General features: G+C 72.8%; 12 protein-coding genes. 6 read left to right on the top strand and 6 right to left on the bottom strand.

The window, feature by feature from the left end; genetic code table 11:
• Positions 1 to 31: 31 nt before the first annotated feature.
• From ACWC5O_RS20855 to glpK, 5 genes are all read left to right on the top strand, one after another.
• Positions 32 to 481 (top strand): Zn-ribbon domain-containing OB-fold protein, encoded by a 450-nt coding sequence (locus ACWC5O_RS20855; RefSeq protein ID WP_450588838.1) that lies wholly within the window; start codon positions 32 to 34, stop codon positions 479 to 481.
• A complete protein-coding gene (locus tag ACWC5O_RS20850) occupies positions 478 to 1,668 on the top strand; it encodes a lipid-transfer protein (protein WP_450588836.1) in 1,191 nt (396 codons plus the stop codon). Before ACWC5O_RS20855 ends, ACWC5O_RS20850 begins: the two co-directional genes overlap by 4 nt.
• A 134-nt stretch (positions 1,669 to 1,802) precedes the next feature.
• Entirely contained in the window at positions 1,803 to 3,458 is a 1,656-nt protein-coding gene (locus ACWC5O_RS20845; RefSeq protein ID WP_450588834.1) for an EAL domain-containing protein, read from the top strand.
• Positions 3,459 to 3,821: 363 nt separating this feature from the next.
• On the top strand, positions 3,822 to 4,571 hold the full coding sequence (locus ACWC5O_RS20840) for an MIP/aquaporin family protein (protein WP_450588833.1): 750 nt from the start codon (positions 3,822 to 3,824) through the stop codon (positions 4,569 to 4,571).
• 34 nt (positions 4,572 to 4,605) lie between these two features.
• Positions 4,606 to 6,126, top strand: coding sequence for a glycerol kinase GlpK (gene glpK, locus ACWC5O_RS20835; RefSeq protein WP_450588831.1), 1,521 nt, complete (start codon positions 4,606 to 4,608; stop codon positions 6,124 to 6,126).
• Between the two features lie 87 nt (positions 6,127 to 6,213).
• Here the strand turns inward: glpK and ACWC5O_RS20830 are convergent, their stop codons facing one another.
• The 5 genes from ACWC5O_RS20830 to ACWC5O_RS20810 are packed head-to-tail and all read right to left on the bottom strand — an operon-like array spanning position 6,214 to position 14,100.
• On the bottom strand, positions 6,214 to 6,819 hold the full coding sequence (locus ACWC5O_RS20830) for a GTP-binding protein (RefSeq protein ID WP_450588830.1): 606 nt from the start codon (positions 6,817 to 6,819) through the stop codon (positions 6,214 to 6,216).
• Complete coding sequence (locus ACWC5O_RS20825; protein ID WP_450588829.1) at positions 6,800 to 10,438, bottom strand: hydantoinase B/oxoprolinase family protein; 3,639 nt, start codon at positions 10,436 to 10,438, stop codon at positions 6,800 to 6,802. Before ACWC5O_RS20825 ends, ACWC5O_RS20830 begins: the two co-directional genes overlap by 20 nt.
• Before the next feature lie 24 nt (positions 10,439 to 10,462).
• Positions 10,463 to 10,858: a DUF742 domain-containing protein gene (locus ACWC5O_RS20820; RefSeq protein WP_450588827.1), complete on the bottom strand. Its 396-nt coding sequence runs from the start codon at positions 10,856 to 10,858 to the stop codon at positions 10,463 to 10,465.
• Positions 10,859 to 10,867: 9 nt separating this feature from the next.
• Positions 10,868 to 11,302 carry a roadblock/LC7 domain-containing protein gene (locus tag ACWC5O_RS20815; RefSeq protein ID WP_094220789.1) on the bottom strand — a complete coding sequence of 145 codons (435 nt, stop codon included), beginning with the start codon at positions 11,300 to 11,302 and terminating at the stop codon, positions 10,868 to 10,870.
• Positions 11,299 to 14,100, bottom strand: coding sequence for a nitrate- and nitrite sensing domain-containing protein (locus tag ACWC5O_RS20810; protein WP_450588853.1), 2,802 nt, complete (start codon positions 14,098 to 14,100; stop codon positions 11,299 to 11,301). Before ACWC5O_RS20810 ends, ACWC5O_RS20815 begins: the two co-directional genes overlap by 4 nt.
• 420 nt (positions 14,101 to 14,520) lie before the next feature.
• On the opposite strand from ACWC5O_RS20810, the gene ACWC5O_RS20805 reads away from it, so the two are divergent.
• A complete protein-coding gene (locus ACWC5O_RS20805) occupies positions 14,521 to 15,054 on the top strand; it encodes a hypothetical protein (protein ID WP_450588851.1) in 534 nt (177 codons plus the stop codon).
• 33 nt (positions 15,055 to 15,087) lie between these two features.
• Here the strand turns inward: ACWC5O_RS20805 and ACWC5O_RS20800 are convergent, their stop codons facing one another.
• Positions 15,088 to 19,758 carry a hypothetical protein gene (locus ACWC5O_RS20800; RefSeq protein ID WP_450588825.1) on the bottom strand — a complete coding sequence of 1,557 codons (4,671 nt, stop codon included), beginning with the start codon at positions 19,756 to 19,758 and terminating at the stop codon, positions 15,088 to 15,090.
• Positions 19,759 to 19,772 lie beyond the last annotated feature (14 nt).

Genomic DNA, 19,772 nt, shown 5'->3' with positions numbered 1-19,772 from the left:
GCATCGTCAGATTACGGCGCCGGGAGGAACATTGACACGCACCCGCACACCCGCGGTCTCCGACTGGTTCACCGGCGAGGGCGGCGACTTCCGGCTCCTGGGCACCCGCTGCACGTCCTGCGCCTCGGTCTTCTTTCCACGCGAGGACGTCCACTGCCGCAATCCGCACTGCGCGGGCGGCACCGCCCTGGAGGAGGTCCCTCTGTCACGAACGGGTCGCATCTGGTCGTACACCGACAGCCGGTATCGTCCTCCGTCACCCTATGTGAGCGATCCGGAACTTCCGTGGGAGCCGTACGCGTTGATCGCGGTGGAGCTGGAGTCCGAGCGGATCGTGGTGCTGGGACAGGCGGTTCCCGGGGTCACCGTCGCCGATCTGACGGTGGGCATGCAGGTGGAGGCCGTCCCCGGGGTGCTCGACGAGGACGCGGAGACGACCTGGACGACCTGGCAGTGGCGGCCGACGGGGGTGACGGCATGACGGCGGACGTGGTGGTGCTCGGCGTGGGCATGCATCCCTGGGGCAAGTGGGGGCGCAGCTTCGTCGAGTACGGGACGGCGGCGGCCCGTGCCGCCCTCGCCGACGCCGGTCTCGGCTGGCCGGACGTCGGCTCGGTCGTGGGCGCGGACACGGTGCGTGGCGGATATCCGGGATACGTGGCGGGGGCGACGTTCGCCAAGGCCCTGGGCTGGCAGGGAGCCCGGGTCGCCAGTGTGTACGCGGCGTGCGCCTCCGGCGCGCAGGCGATCGCGGCGGCGCGGGCGCAGATCCTCGCCGGCCTCGCGGACGTCGTGCTCGTGGTGGGGGCGGACGCCGCGCCCAAGGGGTTCTTCCGGCCGGCGGGCGGGGACCGGCCCGACGATCCGGACTGGCTGCGCTTCCGCCTGCTGGGCGCGACGAACCCAACGTACTTCGGGCTGTACGCGCGCCGGCGGATGGCGGTGCACGGTGACACCCCGGAGGACTTCGCGCTGGTCAAGGTGAAGAACGCGGCACTGGGGGCGCTCAACCCGTACGCGCGCTACCGCAAGCGGGTCACCGCCGAGGAGGTGGCCGCCTCCGCCGTGGTCGCCGATCCGCTGCGGCTGCTCGACATCTGCGCCACCTCCGACGGCGGCGCCGCGCTGGTGCTGTGCAGCCTGGACTTCGCGCGCCGGCACGGTGCGGCGCGGCCGGTCCGGATCCGGGCCGTGTCGACGGTGACCCCGCGGTTCCCGAGCACGGTGCTGGACCTGCCGGACATCGCCACGGACTCCGCCGTGGCGGTGCCGGCTCCGGGCGAGACCTTCCGGGCGTCCATCGCCCGAGCCGCCTACGAGGAGGCGGGCATCGGCCCCGAGGACCTGTCCCTGGCGGAGGTGTACGACCTGTCGACCGCGCTGGAACTGCAGTGGTACGAGGACCTGGGACTGTGCGGCGAGGGCGAGGGCGCGAAGCTGCTGCGGGAGGGCGCGACGGCGCCGGACGGCCGCATCCCCGTCAACACCAGCGGCGGGCTCGCCTCCTTCGGTGAGGCGGTACCAGCCCAGGCGATCGCCCAGGTCTGTGAGGTGACCTGGCAGTTGAGGGGGGCCGCGGGCGACCGGCAGGTCGCCGGTGCGCGCGTCGGGATCACGGCGAACCAGGGGTTGTTCGGGCACGGATCGTCGGTGGTCGTGGTGCGGTGAGCGGCGCCCCGCCCGGGTGTCGTGCAACGGGAGAGACTCACGAGGACTTCCACGCTGTGTGACCACCCCGGAATCCTGCGTGAACGTCTCATGAACTGCCCCTGGGCATAGCCGGGCAGCGCAATCATGCTCCCGTGCACTCCTGGACGGATACTCTCCGCTTCGCCTTCCAGCCAGTGGTCAACCTGAGGACGGGCGCGGTCGCCGCACTGGAGATACTCGCACGCCCGGAGACCGGCGACATCCTGGCCGAGGCCCGCCGAGACCCCGAACTCGACGGCAGGTTGGCCGTGTTGGCACTGCGGGCGGCGACTCACAAGGAGACGCTGCTGCCGTTGCACGTCAACGTGTTCGCGGCCACGCTCGGCGACCTCGGCGGCCTCACCCCGCTGCACGACGCCGTACGCGCTGCGGGCCGGATGCCCTGGGAGGTGACCCTCGACATCGTGCCGCCCTACACGCACGTGCCGCAGCGGGCTCTGCTGGAGGCGGTGGCCTCGCTGCGCGAGCAGGGATTCCGGATCAGCGCGGACGGCATCGGGGACGGGGACGTACCCCTCAGGCTGCTCACGGACCTGTCTCCCGACCTGATCAAGCTCGACGGCTCTCTGCTGTCCCGGCCGGCCATGGTGCGGGCGATGCGGACACTGTGCGAGCAGCTGGGCGCGCTGGTGGCGGTGGAGGGCGTGGAGACCGAACTGCAGTGCGCGGTCGCGCTGTCGGCTGGTGCCCAGCTCGCCCAGGGCGAGCTGTTCGCGCCGCCGGCCCGGATCCCGGCGGCGGACGTATACGTTCCGCCCAGCTCTCCCGGCGCCCTGGCCATGCCCAGGCCCGGGCCCGGGCCGTCGGTACGGGAGTTCGTGCGGCCCGCCGCAGTCCTGCCGGTCACGGCTTCGGCCGGGCAGGTGCGGGCGCTGCTGACCGGCTCGCCGGACGTCTCCGGGGTGTTGCTCGTGGACCAGGCCGGGGTGCCGGTCCGGTCGGTGCACCGGTCGCGTTTTCTGCTGTCGATGTCCGGCCGGTACGGGCACGCCCTGTACGCGGACCGGCCGGCCTTCAAGCTGAGCGACGCGCCGCGCACGGTGGGTGTCGACGCCACCGCCTGGGAGGTGCTGGACGTGGTGGCGATCGGCGGCCGCGACCGCACCTCGGACGACGTGGCGGTCGTCGACCACCACGGCCGGTGCGTGGGCGTCGTACGGCTCGCGGACCTCGTGCGGGCGCTGGCCGAGACCCGGGTGGAGGAGGCGGCGGGGCTCAATCCGCTGACCCGGCTGCCCGGTTCGGACGCGATCACGAGTGAGGTGGACCGGCGGATCGGCGACGGGCGGGCGTTCGCGCTCAGCTGGCTGGACATCGACCACTTCAAACAGGTCAACGACGGTGCCGGCTTCGCGGCGGGCGACGAGCTGATCCGGTCGGTGGGCCGCGCGCTGGAGCAGGCGGCGGCACGGCACGCGCGCGTGGGGCACATCGGTGGCGACGACTTCCTGCTGCTGGCCGAGGAGGAGGCGCTCGATCCGCTGGTCGCCGGGGTGCTCGACGCCCCCTGGTCGGCGGGCGGGCGCCCCGTCACGCTGTCCCTGGCGACCGTCGTGTGCCTGCCCGGCAGCGTGTCCGACCACCGGCAGGCCGCCGCCCATCTCGCTCCGCTGAAGAAGGCGGCGAAGGCGCTGCGCGGGACCAGCTGGGTGATCGCGCGCGCGGGGCTGCCCGGACACGAGATCCGGCGCGGTGCCGGGGCGGCCCCGGCCCAGGCAGGGTACGCGACGGCCGAGCCCCTCGGATGAACGGACCTGCTGCATACGGCCGTTGAGTGCCCACCTGCGGGAGGGAACCGTCGGCGTGCGATTCGCGGTAACCGCTGTCACCGTTGCCGTCAGCAACCTTGACGGTCCCGTGGTGCCGGTGAACACTTCCGGGTGTCAGCCGACATCGCCGTACATTCGCGGCGTAATCAGGCACTGCGCCACGGGCCTTGTGCTTCTCTGCGGTCCGTCCCCCCAGAGGCGATCCGGCTGCGACGGCAACGCTCGTCACGGACGCCGGGCGGGGCGCGGGGCCCTCCCCGCCTTCGGCTGAAGTCGCCAAGGGAACCGTTCCTGCACGGAAGGCCGGGGCGCTCGCCCCGGACCGGCGCCAAGGGAGCCGCCATGAGCAACGGAGACATTTTCGTCGGCGAGGTCATCGGCACCGCGATCCTGATCCTGTTCGGTGCCGGTGTCTGCGCCGCCGTCACCCTCAGACACTCCAAGGCACGCGCGTCCGGGTGGGTCGTCATCGCGTTCGGCTGGGGATTCGGCGTGCTCGCGGGCGCGTACACCGCCGCTCCCCTCTCCGGCGGCCAGCTCAATCCCGCGGTCACCATCGGCATCGCCGTGGACACCGGCAAGTGGGGCAAGGTCTGGATCTATCTGCTCGGCCAGATCGTCGGCGCGATGCTGGGCGCCGCCCTCGCCTACCTGGTGTATCTCGCGCAGTTCCAGGCCAACGTCCGCAAGGAGGGCACGGCCGAGGGGAGCGCCGGCGAGCCGGTGGCGACCCTCGGCATCTTCTCGACCATCCCGGAGATCCGGAACCCGGTCGCCAACCTCATCACCGAGATCATCGCGACGATGGCCCTCGTGCTGCCGATCCTCGCCTTCGGGCTGACGAAGGGGCTCGGCGAGTCCGGCATCACGGTGCTGATCGTCTCGCTGCTCGTCGTAGGGATAGGACTCTCCCTCGGCGGGCCCACCGGATACGCCATCAACCCGGCACGTGACCTCGGCCCGCGCGTCGTGCACACCTTCCTGCCGATCCCGAACAAGGGCACGTCCGACTGGGGTTACGCATGGATCCCGGTCGTCGGCCCGCTGATCGGCGGGGCACTCGCGGGCCTCGTCTACAACGTGGCCTTCTGACCCAGCGACCCGACCCAGCGACCCAGGGACAGCCATGACGGATTCCGCCGAGAAGTACGTCGCCGCCATCGACCAGGGCACCACGTCCAGCCGCTGCATCATCTTCGACCACGGCGGCGCGATCGTCGCCGTGGACCAGCGCGAGCACCGCCAGATCTTCCCGAAGCCGGGCTGGGTGGAGCACGACGCCACCGAGATCTGGTCCAAGGTGCAGGCCGTGGTGGCGGGGGCGCTCGCCAAGGCCGGACTGCGCGCCGACCAGTTGAGCGCCCTCGGCATCACGAACCAGCGGGAGACCACGGTTCTGTGGGACCGCGCCACGGGCAAGCCCGTGCACAACGCGATCGTCTGGCAGGACACCCGTACCGCTGCGCTGTGCAACGAACTGGGCGGCGCCGACGGCCAGGACCGCTTCCGCGACCAGACCGGACTGCCGCTGGCCAGCTACTTCTCCGGGCCCAAGGCAGCCTGGCTGCTGGACAACGTGCCGGGCCTCAGGGACCGCGCCGAACGCGGCGAGATCGCTTTCGGCACCATCGACTCCTGGCTGATCTGGAACCTCACCGGCGGCACCGACGGCGGCCGGCACGTCACCGACGTCACGAACGCCGGCCGCACCATGCTGATGAACCTGGAGACTCTCCAGTGGGATCCCTCCATCCTCTCCGCGATGAACGTGCCGGGGGCGGTCCTGCCCGAGATCAGGTCGTCCGCCGAGGTGTACGGCACCGCCGTCGGCCAGCTCGCCGGAGTGCCCGTGGCCTCGGCGCTGGGCGACCAGCAGGCCGCCGTGTTCGGACAGGCCTGCTACGACGTCGGCACCGCGAAGAACACCTACGGCACCGGCAGCTTCCTGCTGCTCAACACCGGTGACCGGCCGGTGCCGTCCAAGAGCGGGCTGCTGACGACGATGGGCTACAAGATCGGCGACGAGGCGCCGGTGTACTGCCTGGAGGGGTCCATAGCGATAACGGGTGCGCTGGTCCAGTGGTTCCGCGACCAGCTCGGCATCATCCGTAGCGCCGACGAGATCGAGACCCTGGCGGCGAGCGTCGAGGACAACGGCGGCGCCTACATCGTGCCGGCCTTCTCGGGACTGTTCGCTCCCTACTGGCGATCCGACGCGCGCGGGGTCGTCACCGGGCTGACCCGGTACGTCACCAAGGCCCACCTGGCGCGCGCGGTGCTGGAGGCGACGAGCTGGCAGACGAGGGAGGTCGTGGACGCCATGTACCAGGACTCCGGGGTGCGGATCACGACCCTGAAGGTCGACGGCGGCATGACGAAGAACAACCTGCTCATGCAGCACCAGGCGGACGTCCTCGGCGTGCCGGTGATCCGGCCCCGGGTCTCCGAGACCACCTGCCTGGGCGCCGCCTACGCGGCCGGCCTGGCGACGGGCGTGTGGAACGACCTGGACGAGCTGAAGTCGCACTGGCAGAAGGACGCGGAGTGGACGCCGGCGATGGAGGCGTCGGTGCGCGACCGCGAGTACCACAACTGGCGCAAGGCGGTGGAGAAGAGCTTCGGCTGGCTGGAGGACGACGAAGCCTAGGAGTCGCGCGCGCCACGCGCGCCTGCGGCCCCGCCCAGGGACCACGGCCCGTACCCCGGTCGGCGGGGGTACGGGCCGTGCCGTGGCTCAGGTGGTGAGGGCCTGGCGGCGTTCGGCCGCGTACTCCATCGCATGCTGGACGACACCGATGAGGACCTCCTTGACCGACTCCCGGTCGCGGGCGTCGGTCAGCAGGACGGGCACGTCGTCGTCCAGGTCGAGGGCCTGGCGGACGGCGTCCGCGGGGTATCGGGCCGCGCCCTCGAAGCAGTTGACGCCGACGACGAAGGGTATGCCGCGCCGCTCGAAGTAGTCGACGGCGGCGAAGCAGTCCTCCAGGCGGCGCGTGTCGGCGAGGACCACGGCGCCGAGCGCACCCTCGGACAGCTCGTCCCACATGAACCAGAACCGTTCCTGCCCGGGCGTTCCGAACAGGTACAGCACAAGGTCCTCGCGCAGGGTGATGCGGCCGAAGTCCATGGCCACGGTGGTGGTGTGCTTGCCCTCCACGCCGCTGATGTCGTCGACCGGGCGCCCGGCCTCGGTCAGCGACTCCTCAGTGCGCAGCGGCCTGATCTCGCTGACCGCGCCGACGAGGGTCGTCTTGCCCACGCCGAAGCCGCCGGCCACCAGGATCTTGAGCGTGACGGGCTCGACCGGGGGCATGCCGCGTTCAGTACGCCCGAGGATCATCGATGTCTTCTCCTGCTTGATGGTGGTCGGGCGACGGTCGGCCGTAGCCGCCGCCACCGGGGGTTTCGATGACGAGTACGTCGCCGGGACCGACGTCCGCCGATCCGCTTCCGCCGAGTTCGGTGACCGTGCCATCGGCCCGCTCCACCCGGTTGGCGCCGAGCGCGCCGGGCTCGCCGCCCGCCATGCCGTACGGCGGCACGCGGCGGTGCTGGGAGAGCGTGGAGACGGTCATGGGTTCGAGGAAGCGGATGCGGCGCACGGCACCGTCCCCGCCGCGCCGGCGTCCGGCGCCGCCGCTCCCCCGCCGGACGGCGAACTCCTCGAGCCTGACGGGCAGCCGCCACTCCAGCACTTCGGGGTCGGTGAGCCTTGAGTTGGTCATGTGCGTCTGTACGACGTCGGCGCCGGGGAAGCCGTCGCCGGCGCCGGATCCGGAGGCGACCGTCTCGTAGTACTGGTGGCGTTCGTTGCCGAAGGTCACGTTGTTCATGGTCCCGGAGCCCTCCGCCTGGACACCCAGCGCGGCGTACAGGGCGCCCGTGATGGCCTGGGAGGTCTCGACGTTGCCCGCGACGACGGCGGCGGGCGGCTCGGGGGCGAGCATCGAGCCGGGAGGCACGACGATGTCCAGGGGGCGCAGACAGCCGTCGTTGAGCGGGATGTCCTCGGCGACCAGGGTGCGGAAGACGTACAGTACGGCCGCGTTGACCACCGAGAAGGGGGCGTTGAAGTTGGTGGCGAGCTGCGCGGAGGTGCCGGTGAAGTCGATGGTCGCGCGGCGCCCTGCACGGTCGACGCGCACGCGGACGCGGATGACGGCGCCGGAGTCCGTCTCGTAGGCGTACTCCCCGTCGTCCAGGGCGTCGATGACCCGGCGGACCGCTTCCTCCGCGTTGTCCTGGACGTGCCGCATGTAGGCCTGTACGACGTCGAGGCCGAACTCCTCGATCATGCGGCGGACTTCGTCGACGCCCTTGCGGTTGGCGGCGATCTGGGCGCGCAGGTCGGCGAGGTTGGTGCGGACGTTGCGGGAGGGATAGGGCGCCTCGGCGAGCAGGCGGTGGGTCTCCTCCTCGCGGAAGCGGCCGTTCTCGGCGAGCAGCCAGTTGTCGAAGAGGACGCCCTCCTCCTCGATGGTGCGGCTGTGCGCGGGCATGGAGCCGGGGGCGATGCCGCCGATCTCGGCGTGGTGGCCGCGGGAGGCGACGTAGAAGAGGATCTTCGGCTCACTCTCCGTGTCCATCGCGGAGTCGGTGTCGAAGACCGGGGTGATCACGGTGACGTCGGGCAGGTGGGTGCCGCCGTGGTACGGGTCGTTGACGGCGTAGGTGTCACCGGGTCGCATCGACGTGCCGCGGCGGCGGATGACCTCTTTGACGCTGGTGCCCATGGAGCCCAGGTGGACTGGGATGTGGGGCGCGTTGGCCACCAGGTTTCCGTCCGGGTCGAACAGGGCGCAGGAGAAGTCCAGACGCTCCTTGATGTTGACGGACTGGGCCGTGGACTCCAGCCGGGCGCCCATCTGTTCGGCGATCGACATGAAGAGGTTGTTGAAGACCTCAAGCCGAACCGGGTCGGCTTTTGTGCCGAGATCGGAACTCTGCGTAACCGCCGCGCGTTCCATGAGCAGATGCCCGTCGTCGGTCGCAGCGGCCCGCCAGCCGTCGTCGACGACGGTCGTGGCGCCGGGCTCGGTGATGACCGCGGGTCCGGTGACGGTTTCGCCGGGCGGAAGGGCCTCCCGGCGGTGGAGGGGTACGTCGCGCCAGGCGCCGCCGGTGTGGAGGCGGACGGTCTCGGGGGCGGCGGGGTGGCCCTCGTACGGGGCGAGGGCGGAGAGATCGGGGGGTGCGGTGATGCCGGTGGCTTCGACGGAGAGGGCTTCGACGACGATCGGGCGGTCGAGGGTGAAGGAGTACGTGGCGCGATGACGTTCTTCGAAGGCGTGCCTCATGGTGTCGGGCTCGGTGAGCGCGACGGTGAGGGTGGTGTCCGTGCCGTCGTAGCGCAGCTGGGCGCGGCGGGTGACCTCGACGCGGTCCTCCGGGACGTCCTCGGCGAGGAGTTCGGCGCGCGCGGCGGCCTCCAGATCGTCGGCCGTCTTGCGGATGCCGGGCATCGAGGCGGCCTCCAGGGCTGCCTCGACGGACTGTTCGCGCATGGCCGTGGTGTCGGCGAGGCCGATACCGAGGGCGGAGAGGAGGCCCGCCATGGGGGGTACGAGAACGGTGCGGATGCCGAGCGAGTCCGAGACGCTGCACGCGTGCTGGCCGCCCGCGCCACCGAAGGTGGTGAGGGCGTAGCGGGTGACGTCGTGACCCTTCTGGACGGAAATTCGCTTCACGGCGTTGGCGATGTTGGCGACGGCGATCTGCAGGTAGCCCTCGGCCACCTGCTCGGGGGTGCGGTCGTCGCCGGTCCGCTCGCGGATCTCGCGCGCGAGGGCGGTGAAGCGTTCCCGGACCAGGGCGGCGTCCAGCGGCTGGTCGCCGTCCGGGCCGAACACCCTGGGGAAGTGGGCGGGTTGGATGCGGCCGAGCATCACGTTGGCATCGGTGACGGTGAGCGGGCCGCCGGCGCGGTAGCAGGCGGGGCCGGGGTCGGCGCCGGCCGAGTCGGGGCCGACGCGGTAGCGGGAGCCGTCGAAGTGGAGCACGGAGCCGCCGCCCGCGGCGACGGTGTGGATGTCCAGCATGGGGGCGCGCAGCCGGACGCCCGCGATCTGGGTGGTGAAGACGCGCTCGTACTCGCCGGCGAAGTGCGAGACGTCGGTGGAGGTGCCGCCCATGTCGAAGCCGATGACGCGGTCGAAGCCGGCGCGCTGGGACATGCGGGCCATGCCGACGATGCCGCCGGCCGGCCCGGAGAGGATGGCGTCCTTGCCGCGGAACTGCCCCGCCTCGGTGAGCCCGCCGTTGGACTGCATGAACATCAGCCGCACCCCACGGAGTTCGTCGGCGACGTGGCGGATGTAGCGGTGCAGCACGGGCGACAGGTAGGCGTCGACGACGGCGGTGTCCCCGCGCGGGACGAGTTTCATCAGGGGGCTGGTCTCGCTGGACAGCGAGATCTGCGGGAATCCGGTGCGGGCGGCGAGGTCGCCGACGGCGCGTTCGTGGGCCGGGTGGAGATGGCTGTGGAGGCAGACGACGGCGACCGCGCGGATCCCGTCGTCGTAGGCCCGCTGGAGGGGGCCCGCGAGGGCGTCGAGGTCGGGGGCCCGCAGGACGGTGCCGTCGGCGGCGATGCGTTCGTCGACCTCGATCACGCGTTCGTAGAGCAGCTCGGGCAGGTCGATGCGGCGGGCGAAGATGCTGGGGCGGTTCTGGTAGGCGATGCGCAGGGCGTCGCGGAAGCCGCGGGTGATCACCAGGAGGGTGCGTTCGCCCTTGCGTTCCAGCAGGGCGTTGGTGGCGACCGTGGTGCCCATGCGGACGGCGTCGATCGGCTCCGGGGAGCCGTCGAGCAGTGCGCGTACGCCGGCGACGGCCGCGTCCGCGTACCGGGCGGGGTTGTCGGACAGCAGTTTGTGCGTGAGCAGGCGGCCGTCCGGGCGACGCGCGACGATGTCGGTGAAGGTGCCGCCTCGGTCGACCCAGAACTGCCAGCCTGTCACGTCACTACTCCGCTTCCGCGCCGGTCACAGCGCCCGGAGGCCGTTGATCACGTCGCGCAGAATACTCTCGTCCGGCAGCTCCGCCGGGGGCACCGGACGCGTCACATGGACGAGTTCCGCGTGCACGAGGTCCCCGATGAGGACGCGCACCACTCCGATGGGCAGGTCGAGCTCCGCGGCGAGTTCCGCGAGCGACTGCGGTGCCGCACGGCAGAGCCCGACGATGTCCACGTGCTCCGGGGAGAGCGTCGGGTCCGTCTCCGGATCCCCGGCGTGGGGTTCGGTGACGACCACCGCGATCAGATCGAGGCGGTGCTGGGCCGGACTCGTGGTGCGGCCGCGCGTCATGGCGTACGGACGGACGACCGGTCCGGCCTCGTCGTCGAACCAGTGGCTTCTTCCCTGACCGTCTACGCTCATGTCATCCCACTACCCGCCTGCGGGGAGATCGGTGCGCGGAGCGGCGCCCAGATGCACACCGACCCGCTTGACCAGCAGCGTCATCTCGTAGGCGACCTGCCCGACGTCGGAGTCGGCGTCCGAGAGGACCGCGAGGCAGCTGCCGTCCCCGGCGGCGGTGACGAACAGGAAGGCGTCGTCGAGCTCGACCACGGTCTGCCGGACGCTGCCCGCCTCGAAGTGCCGGCCCACGCCCTTGGCGAGGCTGTGGAAGCCGGACGCGACCGCGGCCAGGTGCTCGCTGTCCTCCCTGGTCAGGTCCTTGGACACGCCCGTGGGCAGACCGTCGCCGGAGAGCACGACGGCCTTGCGGATGCTGGCGACCCGGTCGACGAGCTCGTCAAGGAGCCAGTTCAGCTCCCCCTTGTTGGTCTCCGTGTGGCCGGTGGCCTTCGGTGCGGTCATCGACCGTCCCCCTTAGTCGTTCCTGGTGCTGTGCCGTTGCGAGCGTCGCCCGCGGCGTTCTCCTCACGGCCGCGCTGCCAGCCCCGCTGGAGCGAGGCCATCCGGCTGCGGACCTCGTCGGCGTCGCGGTCGGCGGGCTGCGCCGCGCGTTCCGGGCGCCGTTCGGCTTCCTGCTTCAGCTGCGGGGCCAGGTTGGCCTGTCGTACGCGCCGGGGCAGCGGCCCGGATCCCGCGCCGCCGGTGGGCGGGACGCCGTCGTCCGGGCCGCCGCCGGAAGCGGCCGCCGCGGGCCGGGGCCGCCGGGGCAGCGCCGGAGCTTCGGAGGTCTGGTTCCCGCCGCCGGGCGCGGTGGCCGTGCGCTCGTCGCCGCGGTCGGCGAGTCCGGTGCGCCGGGCCGCCTCACCGCGGCGGCGCGCGGGCAGGGGAGCCAGTCCCCCGGTCTCGGAGCGCCGCGGGCCGGCCGCGGGCTGCTCGTCCGGTTCGCCGCGGCGGGACCGCTGCTCTGTGACGGGCCTGCCGTGCGAGCTGACCAGCTTCGGCGTCCGGCGCCGGGGCAGCGGTACGGGGCCGCCGGAGCGGTCGCCGGCCGGGATGTCGTCGGCGCGCGGGGAGGCGTGCTGATGGGGCTCGATCAGCCGGGAGGCTGCCTGGTCGTCGCCCCGGCCGCGGGGGCGGGGGCGGAACAGGCCGCCGCGCTCGCTCTCCTCGTCGGTCAGGGCGCCCGGGAAGTCGTCGATGGCGTCCAGGTCCACGGGAGCCTCCAGCTCGACCGGGCCGTCCAGCAGGGAGGCCGGCAGGCCGGGCAGCTGCACCGGGGCCTGCAACCGGGCGGGGGTGAGGCTCGCCGCCGGCTCGGCTTCCTTCGAGGGGCGGTCGAGGCGGAAGCCGATGCCGTTGGTGTCCGGGACGTCATCGGTCAGCAGCGCGTCGGGGATGAACACGACGGCGGTGGTACCGCCGTAGGGGGACGGCTGCAAGGAGACGCGGACGTTCTGGCGCTGGGCGAGGCGGCTGACCACGAACAGGCCGAGCCGGTCGGTGTCCGAGAGTTCGAACTCGGGGGTCTCGGCGAGCCGGAGGTTGGCGTCGAGCAGCGCCTCGGCCGTCATGCCGAGTCCCCGGTCGTGGATCTCCAGGGTGAAGCCGTTGGCGACCCGCTCGCCGAGGACCTGGACGGCGGTGTGCGGCGGCGAGAAGACCGTGGCGTTCTCGAGGAGTTCGGCCACGAGGTGGGTGACGTCGGCGACGGCGGGACCGGTGACCGCGACCCGCGCCAGCCGCCGCACCTCGATGCGCTCGTAGTCCTCGACCTCGGCGACGGCGGCCCGGACGATGTCCATCAGCTGCACCGGGCGGCGCCACTGCCGCGACGGTGCGGCGCCGGAGAGGATCACCAGGCCCTCGGCGTGCCGGCGCATACGGGTGGTGAGGTGGTCCAGGCGGAACAGGTCGGCGAGTTCGTCGGTGTCCTCGGTCCTGCGCTCCATGGTGTCGAGCAGGGTGAGCTGCTTGTGCAGGAGGACCTGGCTGCGGCGGGCGAGGTTGACGAAAACCTCGGAGACACCGGCCCGCAGTTCGGCCTGCTTGACGGCGGCCTCGACAGCCGCCCGCTGGAGGGTGTTGAGGGCCTGGCCGACCTCGCCGATCTCGTTCTTGTCGTACTCCAGCCGGGGCACCTCGGTCTCGACGTCGACCTGTTCCCCGGCGGAGAGTCTGCGCATCACGCTGGGCAGCCGCACACCGGACGCCTCGTGGGCCTCCAGGCGCAGCTGCCGCAGGTCGCGGATGAGACTGCGGCCGACACGCACGGACAGGACGATGGAGACCAGGAGGGCGACGAGGCCGAGGACGCCGGCGACGGCCGCCTGCACGATCACACCCATGGCCACGGGCTCTGTGCGGTCCTGGAAGCGGTCGCCGACCTGGTCGTCCAGGGTGCCGAGTTCGTCGAGGACGCTCGCCGCGACCGAGTCCCAGCTCTGGGCCGTGACACCGCGCGGGGTTCCGGAATCGGTGCCGATGGCGGTCTGTTCGGCCACGCGCAGCGGGGCGGTGGTGGCGTTCTTCCAGAAGCGTTCGTACCGTTCGCGCTCCGAGGCGGGCAGCAGCGGCAGGCTGATGTCGTACAGGAGCGTGCGCTGGGCAACGAGGTCGGAGATGTCGCGGCTCTCGTCGTGGGAGAGCCTGCCGACCACCAGCGCCGAGCCGAGCAGGGCGTCCTCACGGGAGAGAAGTTCGCGGGCGCGGTTCACGTTGACCAGGGCCCGGGCCTGCTTGTCCATGTCGACGTCGTCGATGCCGTCGAGGGCGTCCAGAAGGGTGTAGCAGGGGTCGACGAGCCGGTTGTAGCGGTCAAGGGCCTGGGCCCGGTTGACCGTGCGCTGTTCGACGCTGCGGCGCAGGGAGTCGAGGCTGTCGAAGGCGTCCAGGACGGTGGTGAGGCGGTCGTCGTCATCCGCGTCCATGGCGTCGCGGACATCGTGGTCCTTGGCGCCACTGCGGATCTCGGCGACGGCCCGGTCGGTGGCGGTGCGGGTGCGGTGCAACGCCGTGAGGGCGTCGGCCGCTCGCGGGTCGGCTAGGTAGACGAGGGTCTGACGGCGTTCCTGCTGCAGGCCGCGGACGGTGTCCTCGGTGGGATAGGCGACGTTCTGGACGATGTCGGACACGTGGAAGAGCCGAGTGACCTCACGCCCCGTGAGCACCGTGGCGAAGCCCCAGATGGCGGCCAGGGACACCAGCGGCACGAGAAGCAGCGCCACGATCTTCCGGCGGATCGACTTCCCGCGAAAGCGCATGGCCTCCCCCAGCTCGACCCCCACCGGTCGGGGGTACACATGTCCGTCAGCAAACGTGCGCGAGCCTACTACCGCCCAACAGCTAACTCGAAGACATGTCCGGAGGGTGAACTTCCGCACCGGCGGCGAGACATGGCGAGTTGTCCGGGTATTGCGGGAGATTGCGCCCAGGATGTGGGTGCCCGCGGCGGGACCGGTCGAAGCTGCACGGACAGTCAGTTGGCTGAAATTTTTCGCAAGTGGGGAATCTTCGGGGGCCGTTGTTCGTCTTTCTCCATGGGAAATGGGGGCGGAATCGGCCACAGGAGCCGCATCCCGCACCCCGGCGGCGTAAAACAGCGCAAGCCGGGCAGCCACTGGGGAGTCGGGGTCCGCGGACACCAGGCGAGCGGTCTGCCGGCGGTGGGGAGTGACACGGTGATGGGCACGGCGGAGCGGCGCGAGTCGTCGAAGGAGAGCGTGGCGGTGCGCTCGGCGGCGCGGCGCGGGCATGACGCGCCGGATCGCGACATTCCGGCGCTTGAGGGTGCCAGGGAGTCCACCGGCGGGCAGGAACAGCTGTATCACCGGCCGTTGTGGATCGAGGAGTCGGCCCGCCGGCGCCGGATGCCCGACCCGGTGCGTACGGCGGCGGTGCGCGCGGTGCTGATCATCGCGGTGACGCTGATCCAGGCCATGGTGGCGTTCCTGTGCACACTGGCCGGGTCCTGGCTGGCGTTCCCGATGGTCATCAGCAGCGTGGCCAGCACGGTGGTGGCCACGTGGGCCGTGGTCGACGTGTGGGTGACCCGCCAGGTGTGGAACCAGCGGAACGGCGTGGTCTCCGAGCCCAGCAGCACGGCCCGGTCACTGCGCCGCGAGCGCCGGGCCCGCCGGCGTCAGGAGCGGGCCGCCCTGCGGGAGCAGGAGCGGATACGCCGAAGGGGCGGCTCCGGGCAGCTGTCCCACTCCTGACCTCCGGGCGGCCGGCAGGCGGCCCCGCGCCCCTCAGGGCGTCGCGGCTGCCGGCTTCTTGAACATCCGTGTCGCCGTGATCTCGCTGTGCACCGCTTCTCCCGCCTGGGGCTGCTGCGGCAGCCCGGGCCGGAGGTGTTCCTCGACGCTGATGTACTTCAGGCCGGCCCTGAGGTCGGCGTCGTTGCGGAGCCGGATGACCAGCGGGAACTCGGCCAGTGCCGTCGTGTCGAACAGGCCGGTGGTGTACAGCAGCTGGACGCCCAGCGCGTCGGAGACGGCCCGCTGCAGCTCCAGCAGGTACGTCGCGTTGGCGCGGCCGATGGGGTTGTCCAGGAACAGCGTGCCGGCGTGCCGGTGCTTGTCGCGGCCCCGGTCGTTCGAGCGCAGGGCCGCCATGGTGCAGTACAGGGCGATCGCGGCCGTCAGCAGCTGACCACCCGAGAACACGTCGCCCATCTGCCCGACAGGCACCCGTTCGGCGCGCAGTACGGCGTCGGGCTTGAGGATCTCGACGGCCACGCCCTTCGGCTGCAGCGCCGCCGCGACTCCGCGCAGCAGCAGGGACATGCCGTCCCGGCGCAGGTCGGAGTTCTTCTTGACGGCCGCGCGCGTGGCCTCGTCGATGACCTCGCCGAGCCGCTCGGTGAGCGTGGCCTGGTCGGGTTCCTCGAAGCGGATGCGCAGGAACTCCTGCCCGGACCACTCGCCGAGCCCCTCCGGGAGACGGGAGAGCCGCTGGGCGGAGCGCAGGGTCGCGAGGGCCGACTCGACCAGCCCCCTGAGCCGGTCCACGATGGAGTCCCGGTTGCGCTCCAGCTGCGCCAGCTCGTCGGTGAGGACGCGCAGTCGGGGCGCGAACGCGTCCGCCCACCGCTGGGCGTGCTCGGGCAGGGCGGAGGCGGGCAGCTCGCGGATCTGCTGCCGCGCGGGGGTGCGGACCTGCTCGTAGCGCGTGGAGTTGGCATGCCGGACGAGCACGTCGCTCGCCTCGCGCACGGCCCCCTCGGCGGCGGACAGGTCGGCGGCGCAGCCGCGCAGCGAGCGGCGGGCCTCGGCGGCCGAGTGCCGGGCCTCCTCCAGGCTGCCGGGGTACGGCTCCGGCTCCTCCTGCTCCTCCTCGGGGGTGTGCTCGCGCAGCAGGTCGCGGAGCATGGCGGCGATCTCGTCGAAGCCGCCGGCCGCGTCCTCGGCGGCCCGGTGGGCGTCGAGCAACTCGGCGTGGGCCTCCCGGGCCTCGGCCAGCGCCTCGGTGCGGGTGGCGAGTTCGGCCGTGGCGGTGCGCAGGAGGGCCTGGGCATGCTCGGCGTCGCGCGGGACGAGTTCCTCGGCCAGCTCGGTGTGTGCCTCGCCGTCCTCGGGGGCGTGCCGCTCCGCCTCGCCGCGCAGTCGGCCGAGCTGTTCGCTCGCGGTCGACATCCGGGTCTCCAGGAGCTGCACCAGCTCCTCCGCGCGCGCGGCGGCGGCCTGCCGGGAGGGGCCGTCGGAGCCGTCGGGCGACTGGAGCAGCTGTCCGGCGCGGGTGCGGACCTTGTTGCTGAGCCGTTCCAGTTCGGCGAGGGACGCGCTCTCGTCACTCTCCGCGCGGGCCTGCTCGGCGCGCAGGTCGGCGCCGACGCCGACCTTCTCGTAGACCTGGGAGGCGGCCCGGTATGCCTCGCGCAGGGCCGGCAGGGACACCCTCGGGGCGTCCGTGTCCGCCACCGGTACGTCGTCAGGGGCGCCGGCGATCTCGGAGCGCTCGGCGCGCAGGGCACGCGCGGTGCGGCGGGCGTCGTCGGCGGCGCGCTGGGCGGCGCGGCGATCCTCGTCGGCGGCACGGGCACGGTCCAGGCAGACCTGGGCGCGGGCCTCCGACTCGGCTGCCTCGTCGGCGAGTTCGCGGAGTTTGACCTGCCAGCCGGCGCGCTCGCGCAGCCGGTATGCGAGTCCGGCGAGAGCGTCGGCGGCACGGCGCGCCCGCTGCGCGGCCTCCTGCCGCTCGTCACGGACCTGGGTGGCCTCGGCGGCGGCCTCGTCGGTCTCCGCGCGCGTGGTGCGCGCCTCGGCCAGCTCGGCCTCGGCCTCCTCCGCGAACACGCGCGCCTCCCGGGCGGCCTCGGCGAGTTCGGTGAGGCGTCCGGCCGGGCAGCCGGTGCGCCAGGACGCGAGCCGCGCGGCCAGCTCGCGGTCCTTGCCGAGGCGGGCGGCGAGAGCGCGGATCTCCTCGTCGCGCTCGGTGGCCCGCGCGCGCAGCGCCTGCCGCTCCTCGTCGGCCGCGTGCTCGTCGTGCATGGCCGGGTTCGGCGGCACCAGGAAGACGTCACCCGGAGTGGCGTCGGGCGCCGGCGTCGGGGCGAGCAGGGCGGCGGCCGTGCCGACGGCCACGGCGGAGCGCGGCAGCAGGGCGGCGTCGCTGAGTGCGTCGCGGGCACGCGCGTGTGTGTCCGGGTCGGTGATGATGACGCCGTCGACCAGTTCGGGCCGGGCGGCGAGCACGCGCGCGTGGTCGGCGGGGTCGACGGCCTGCGCGAGGTAACGCCAGCCGGGCAGCGCGGGGATGCCGTGTTCGCCGAGGAACTCCACGGTGGCCAGCACGTCCGGGCCGGGCGGCAGCAGCCCGCCGTCGCCGAGGGCCCCGAGGATGCGGGCGTCGTCGGCCGCGGCGGTGCGCAGTTCGAAGAGGTGCCGTTCGGCGGTCGTCACGGCGTCGTCGAGAAGGCCGCGCAACTCGTCCGCGAAGCGGTCGAGTTCCTCGGGGCTGAGCGGGCTCTCGGCGAGGGCACGGGAGGCCTCGGACGCGTCGCCCCCGTGCGCAGGCGAGCCGTCGGCCGCTCCCGACCTGGGGCCGGGCACACCGGCCCGCGCCGTCCCGGGTGCGCCCGGCAGGCTCAGCAGCTCCGCGAGGCGCTCCTCAGCGGCCAGGGACTCGGCAAGGCGCCGCTCGGCCTCGTGGCTCCGCTCGGCCGCCGTCGCCGCGTCCGCCGCGCGGGCCGCGGTCAGCTCCGCGCGGGACTCGGCGGAAGCCGCCTCGCGCGCGTGCTCGGTCGCCTTGCGGGCGGCCTCACGGGCCGTGTCCCAGGCGGCCACGGCGGTCTTCTCGGCGTCGCTGGCGGCGAGGGCGGCACGGGCCGGGTCGGCGTCCGGTGCGCTGTCGTCGAGCCAGCCCGCACGGACCGCCTCGGCCGTCTCCTGCTCGACCTCGGCGAGACGCTGGCGCAGGTGCCCGGCCTCGCTGCGGGCGCGCTGCGCCTCGGTGGCGGCGGAGGTGGAGTCCCGGTAGGCGGAGTCGCTGACCTCCTGGAGCGCGGCGGAGCGCTCCTCCTCCTCGTTGGCGAGGGCCTCGGCGCCTTCGGCGGCCGCGTGCAGGGCCCGTACGAGGTCCACGGCGGCCTTGGCACGGGCGGCCAGCGCGGGCGCCGCGTCCCGCTCGGCCTCCTGGATCGCGGCGGACACGCGCGCCACGCGGTCGGCGGCGGCGCGGTGCCGCAGTACGGCCTCGGCGGCCTGCCAGGCGGAGTGCAGGGTACGCGCGTCGGCCAGCTCGCGCTTCTGCGCGGCGGCGGACTTCTCGGCGGCGGCGAGCGCCAGGGAGGCGTGCCGGAAGGCGAGTTCGGCGGCGATCAGTGCGCTGCGCTCCCGCGCGCCCTCGGAGTGCGTGACGGCGTAGGCGGCGGCCGTGACACGCTGCGCGAGGTCGGCGGCCCGTACCCGCTCCTGCACGGCCCGTGCGGAAAGGCGCCGGGCCAGCGTACGGGTACGGCGCTCGGCGCCGGCGTGGATGTCACGCGCACGCGCACGTGCCTCGGCGGCCTCGACGATCCGCCCGAGCAGGTCCACGGAACCGGCCGTGAAGTCACGTTCGGCGATCAGCTCGGCGCGCCGGCCCAGCTTGTTGCCGAAGCCGCTGACGAGGTCGGCGAGGCCGTCGGTGTCGCGGGTGTCGGTGACCGCGCGCAGCAGCAGGTCCGTGAAGTCGGAGTCCTTCTTGACCGCGAAGAGACCGGCCGCCTCGCCCTCGTCGGCGTTCATCTCCCGCTGGTAGCGGAAGAGTTCGGGGTCGAGGCCGAGGTCGCCCAGGTGCTCGATCCAGCGGTCGTGGATCTCCTCCCAGTGCACCTCCAGATGCGGGTAGGCCTTCCCGGCCTCGGTGAGGGCGTCGCGGAAGCCCTTCATGGTGCGGCGGCGGCCCTGGGCGCCCGAGGTGCCCTCGACGGGCGGCCGTACGGCGGTGGACTCGGCGACGGGCAGGTTGTCCAGGCTCAGGCCGGGGCCGGGCCGGAAGGAGTACCAGGCCTCGGCGAACTTCCGCGGGTCGTTGGAGACCTGGCGTCCGCGCCACTCGCTGACCTTGCCGACGACCACGCACTCGCCGGTCTGCACGTGCTGCCACTCCAGCGCCACGTGTCCGCAGTCGTCGGCGAGCAGAAACTTGCGCAGCACGCCGGAGCTGGCGCCGCCGAGGGTGTTGCGGTGGCCGGGCAGCATCACCGAGAAGATCAGCTTGAGCAGCACGGACTTGCCGCCGCCGTTCTCCAGGAACAGCACGCCCGCGGGCGCGGGGCGGCGCGGTGGTCCGGCCGGCTCCTCCTCGAAGAACTCCGCCTGCATGGGCGCGGGGTCGGGCACGGGCTCGCCCACGCCCCGCAGGTCAAGCACGGTGTCGGCGTAGCGCGCACCGGCGGGCCCGATGGAGTAGAGGCGGACCCGGGACAGCTCGTACATGGCGGACTCTCGTC

It is taken from the genome of Streptomyces sp. NPDC001450 (genome assembly GCF_053597295.1).
Note: the sequence above shows the minus strand (reverse complement) of the source record. Positions and strands in the feature narration are given on the sequence as shown.

Bases quoted from the DNA above. Each gene is read 5' to 3' on its own strand.
- glpK (WP_450588831.1), top strand. From the start codon at position 4,606: ATGACGGATTCCGCCGAGAAGTACGTCGCCGCCATCGACCAGGGCACC.
- ACWC5O_RS20810 (WP_450588853.1), bottom strand. From the start codon at position 14,100: ATGCGCTTTCGCGGGAAGTCGATCCGCCGGAAGATCGTGGCGCTGCTT.
- ACWC5O_RS20805 (WP_450588851.1), top strand. From the start codon at position 14,521: ATGGGCACGGCGGAGCGGCGCGAGTCGTCGAAGGAGAGCGTGGCGGTG.
- ACWC5O_RS20800 (WP_450588825.1), bottom strand. From the start codon at position 19,758: ATGTACGAGCTGTCCCGGGTCCGCCTCTACTCCATCGGGCCCGCCGGT.
- ACWC5O_RS20840 (WP_450588833.1), top strand. From the start codon at position 3,822: ATGAGCAACGGAGACATTTTCGTCGGCGAGGTCATCGGCACCGCGATC.
- ACWC5O_RS20850 (WP_450588836.1), top strand. From the start codon at position 478: ATGACGGCGGACGTGGTGGTGCTCGGCGTGGGCATGCATCCCTGGGGC.
- ACWC5O_RS20820 (WP_450588827.1), bottom strand. From the start codon at position 10,858: ATGAGCGTAGACGGTCAGGGAAGAAGCCACTGGTTCGACGACGAGGCC.
- ACWC5O_RS20830 (WP_450588830.1), bottom strand. From the start codon at position 6,819: ATGATCCTCGGGCGTACTGAACGCGGCATGCCCCCGGTCGAGCCCGTC.
- ACWC5O_RS20815 (WP_094220789.1), bottom strand. From the start codon at position 11,302: ATGACCGCACCGAAGGCCACCGGCCACACGGAGACCAACAAGGGGGAG.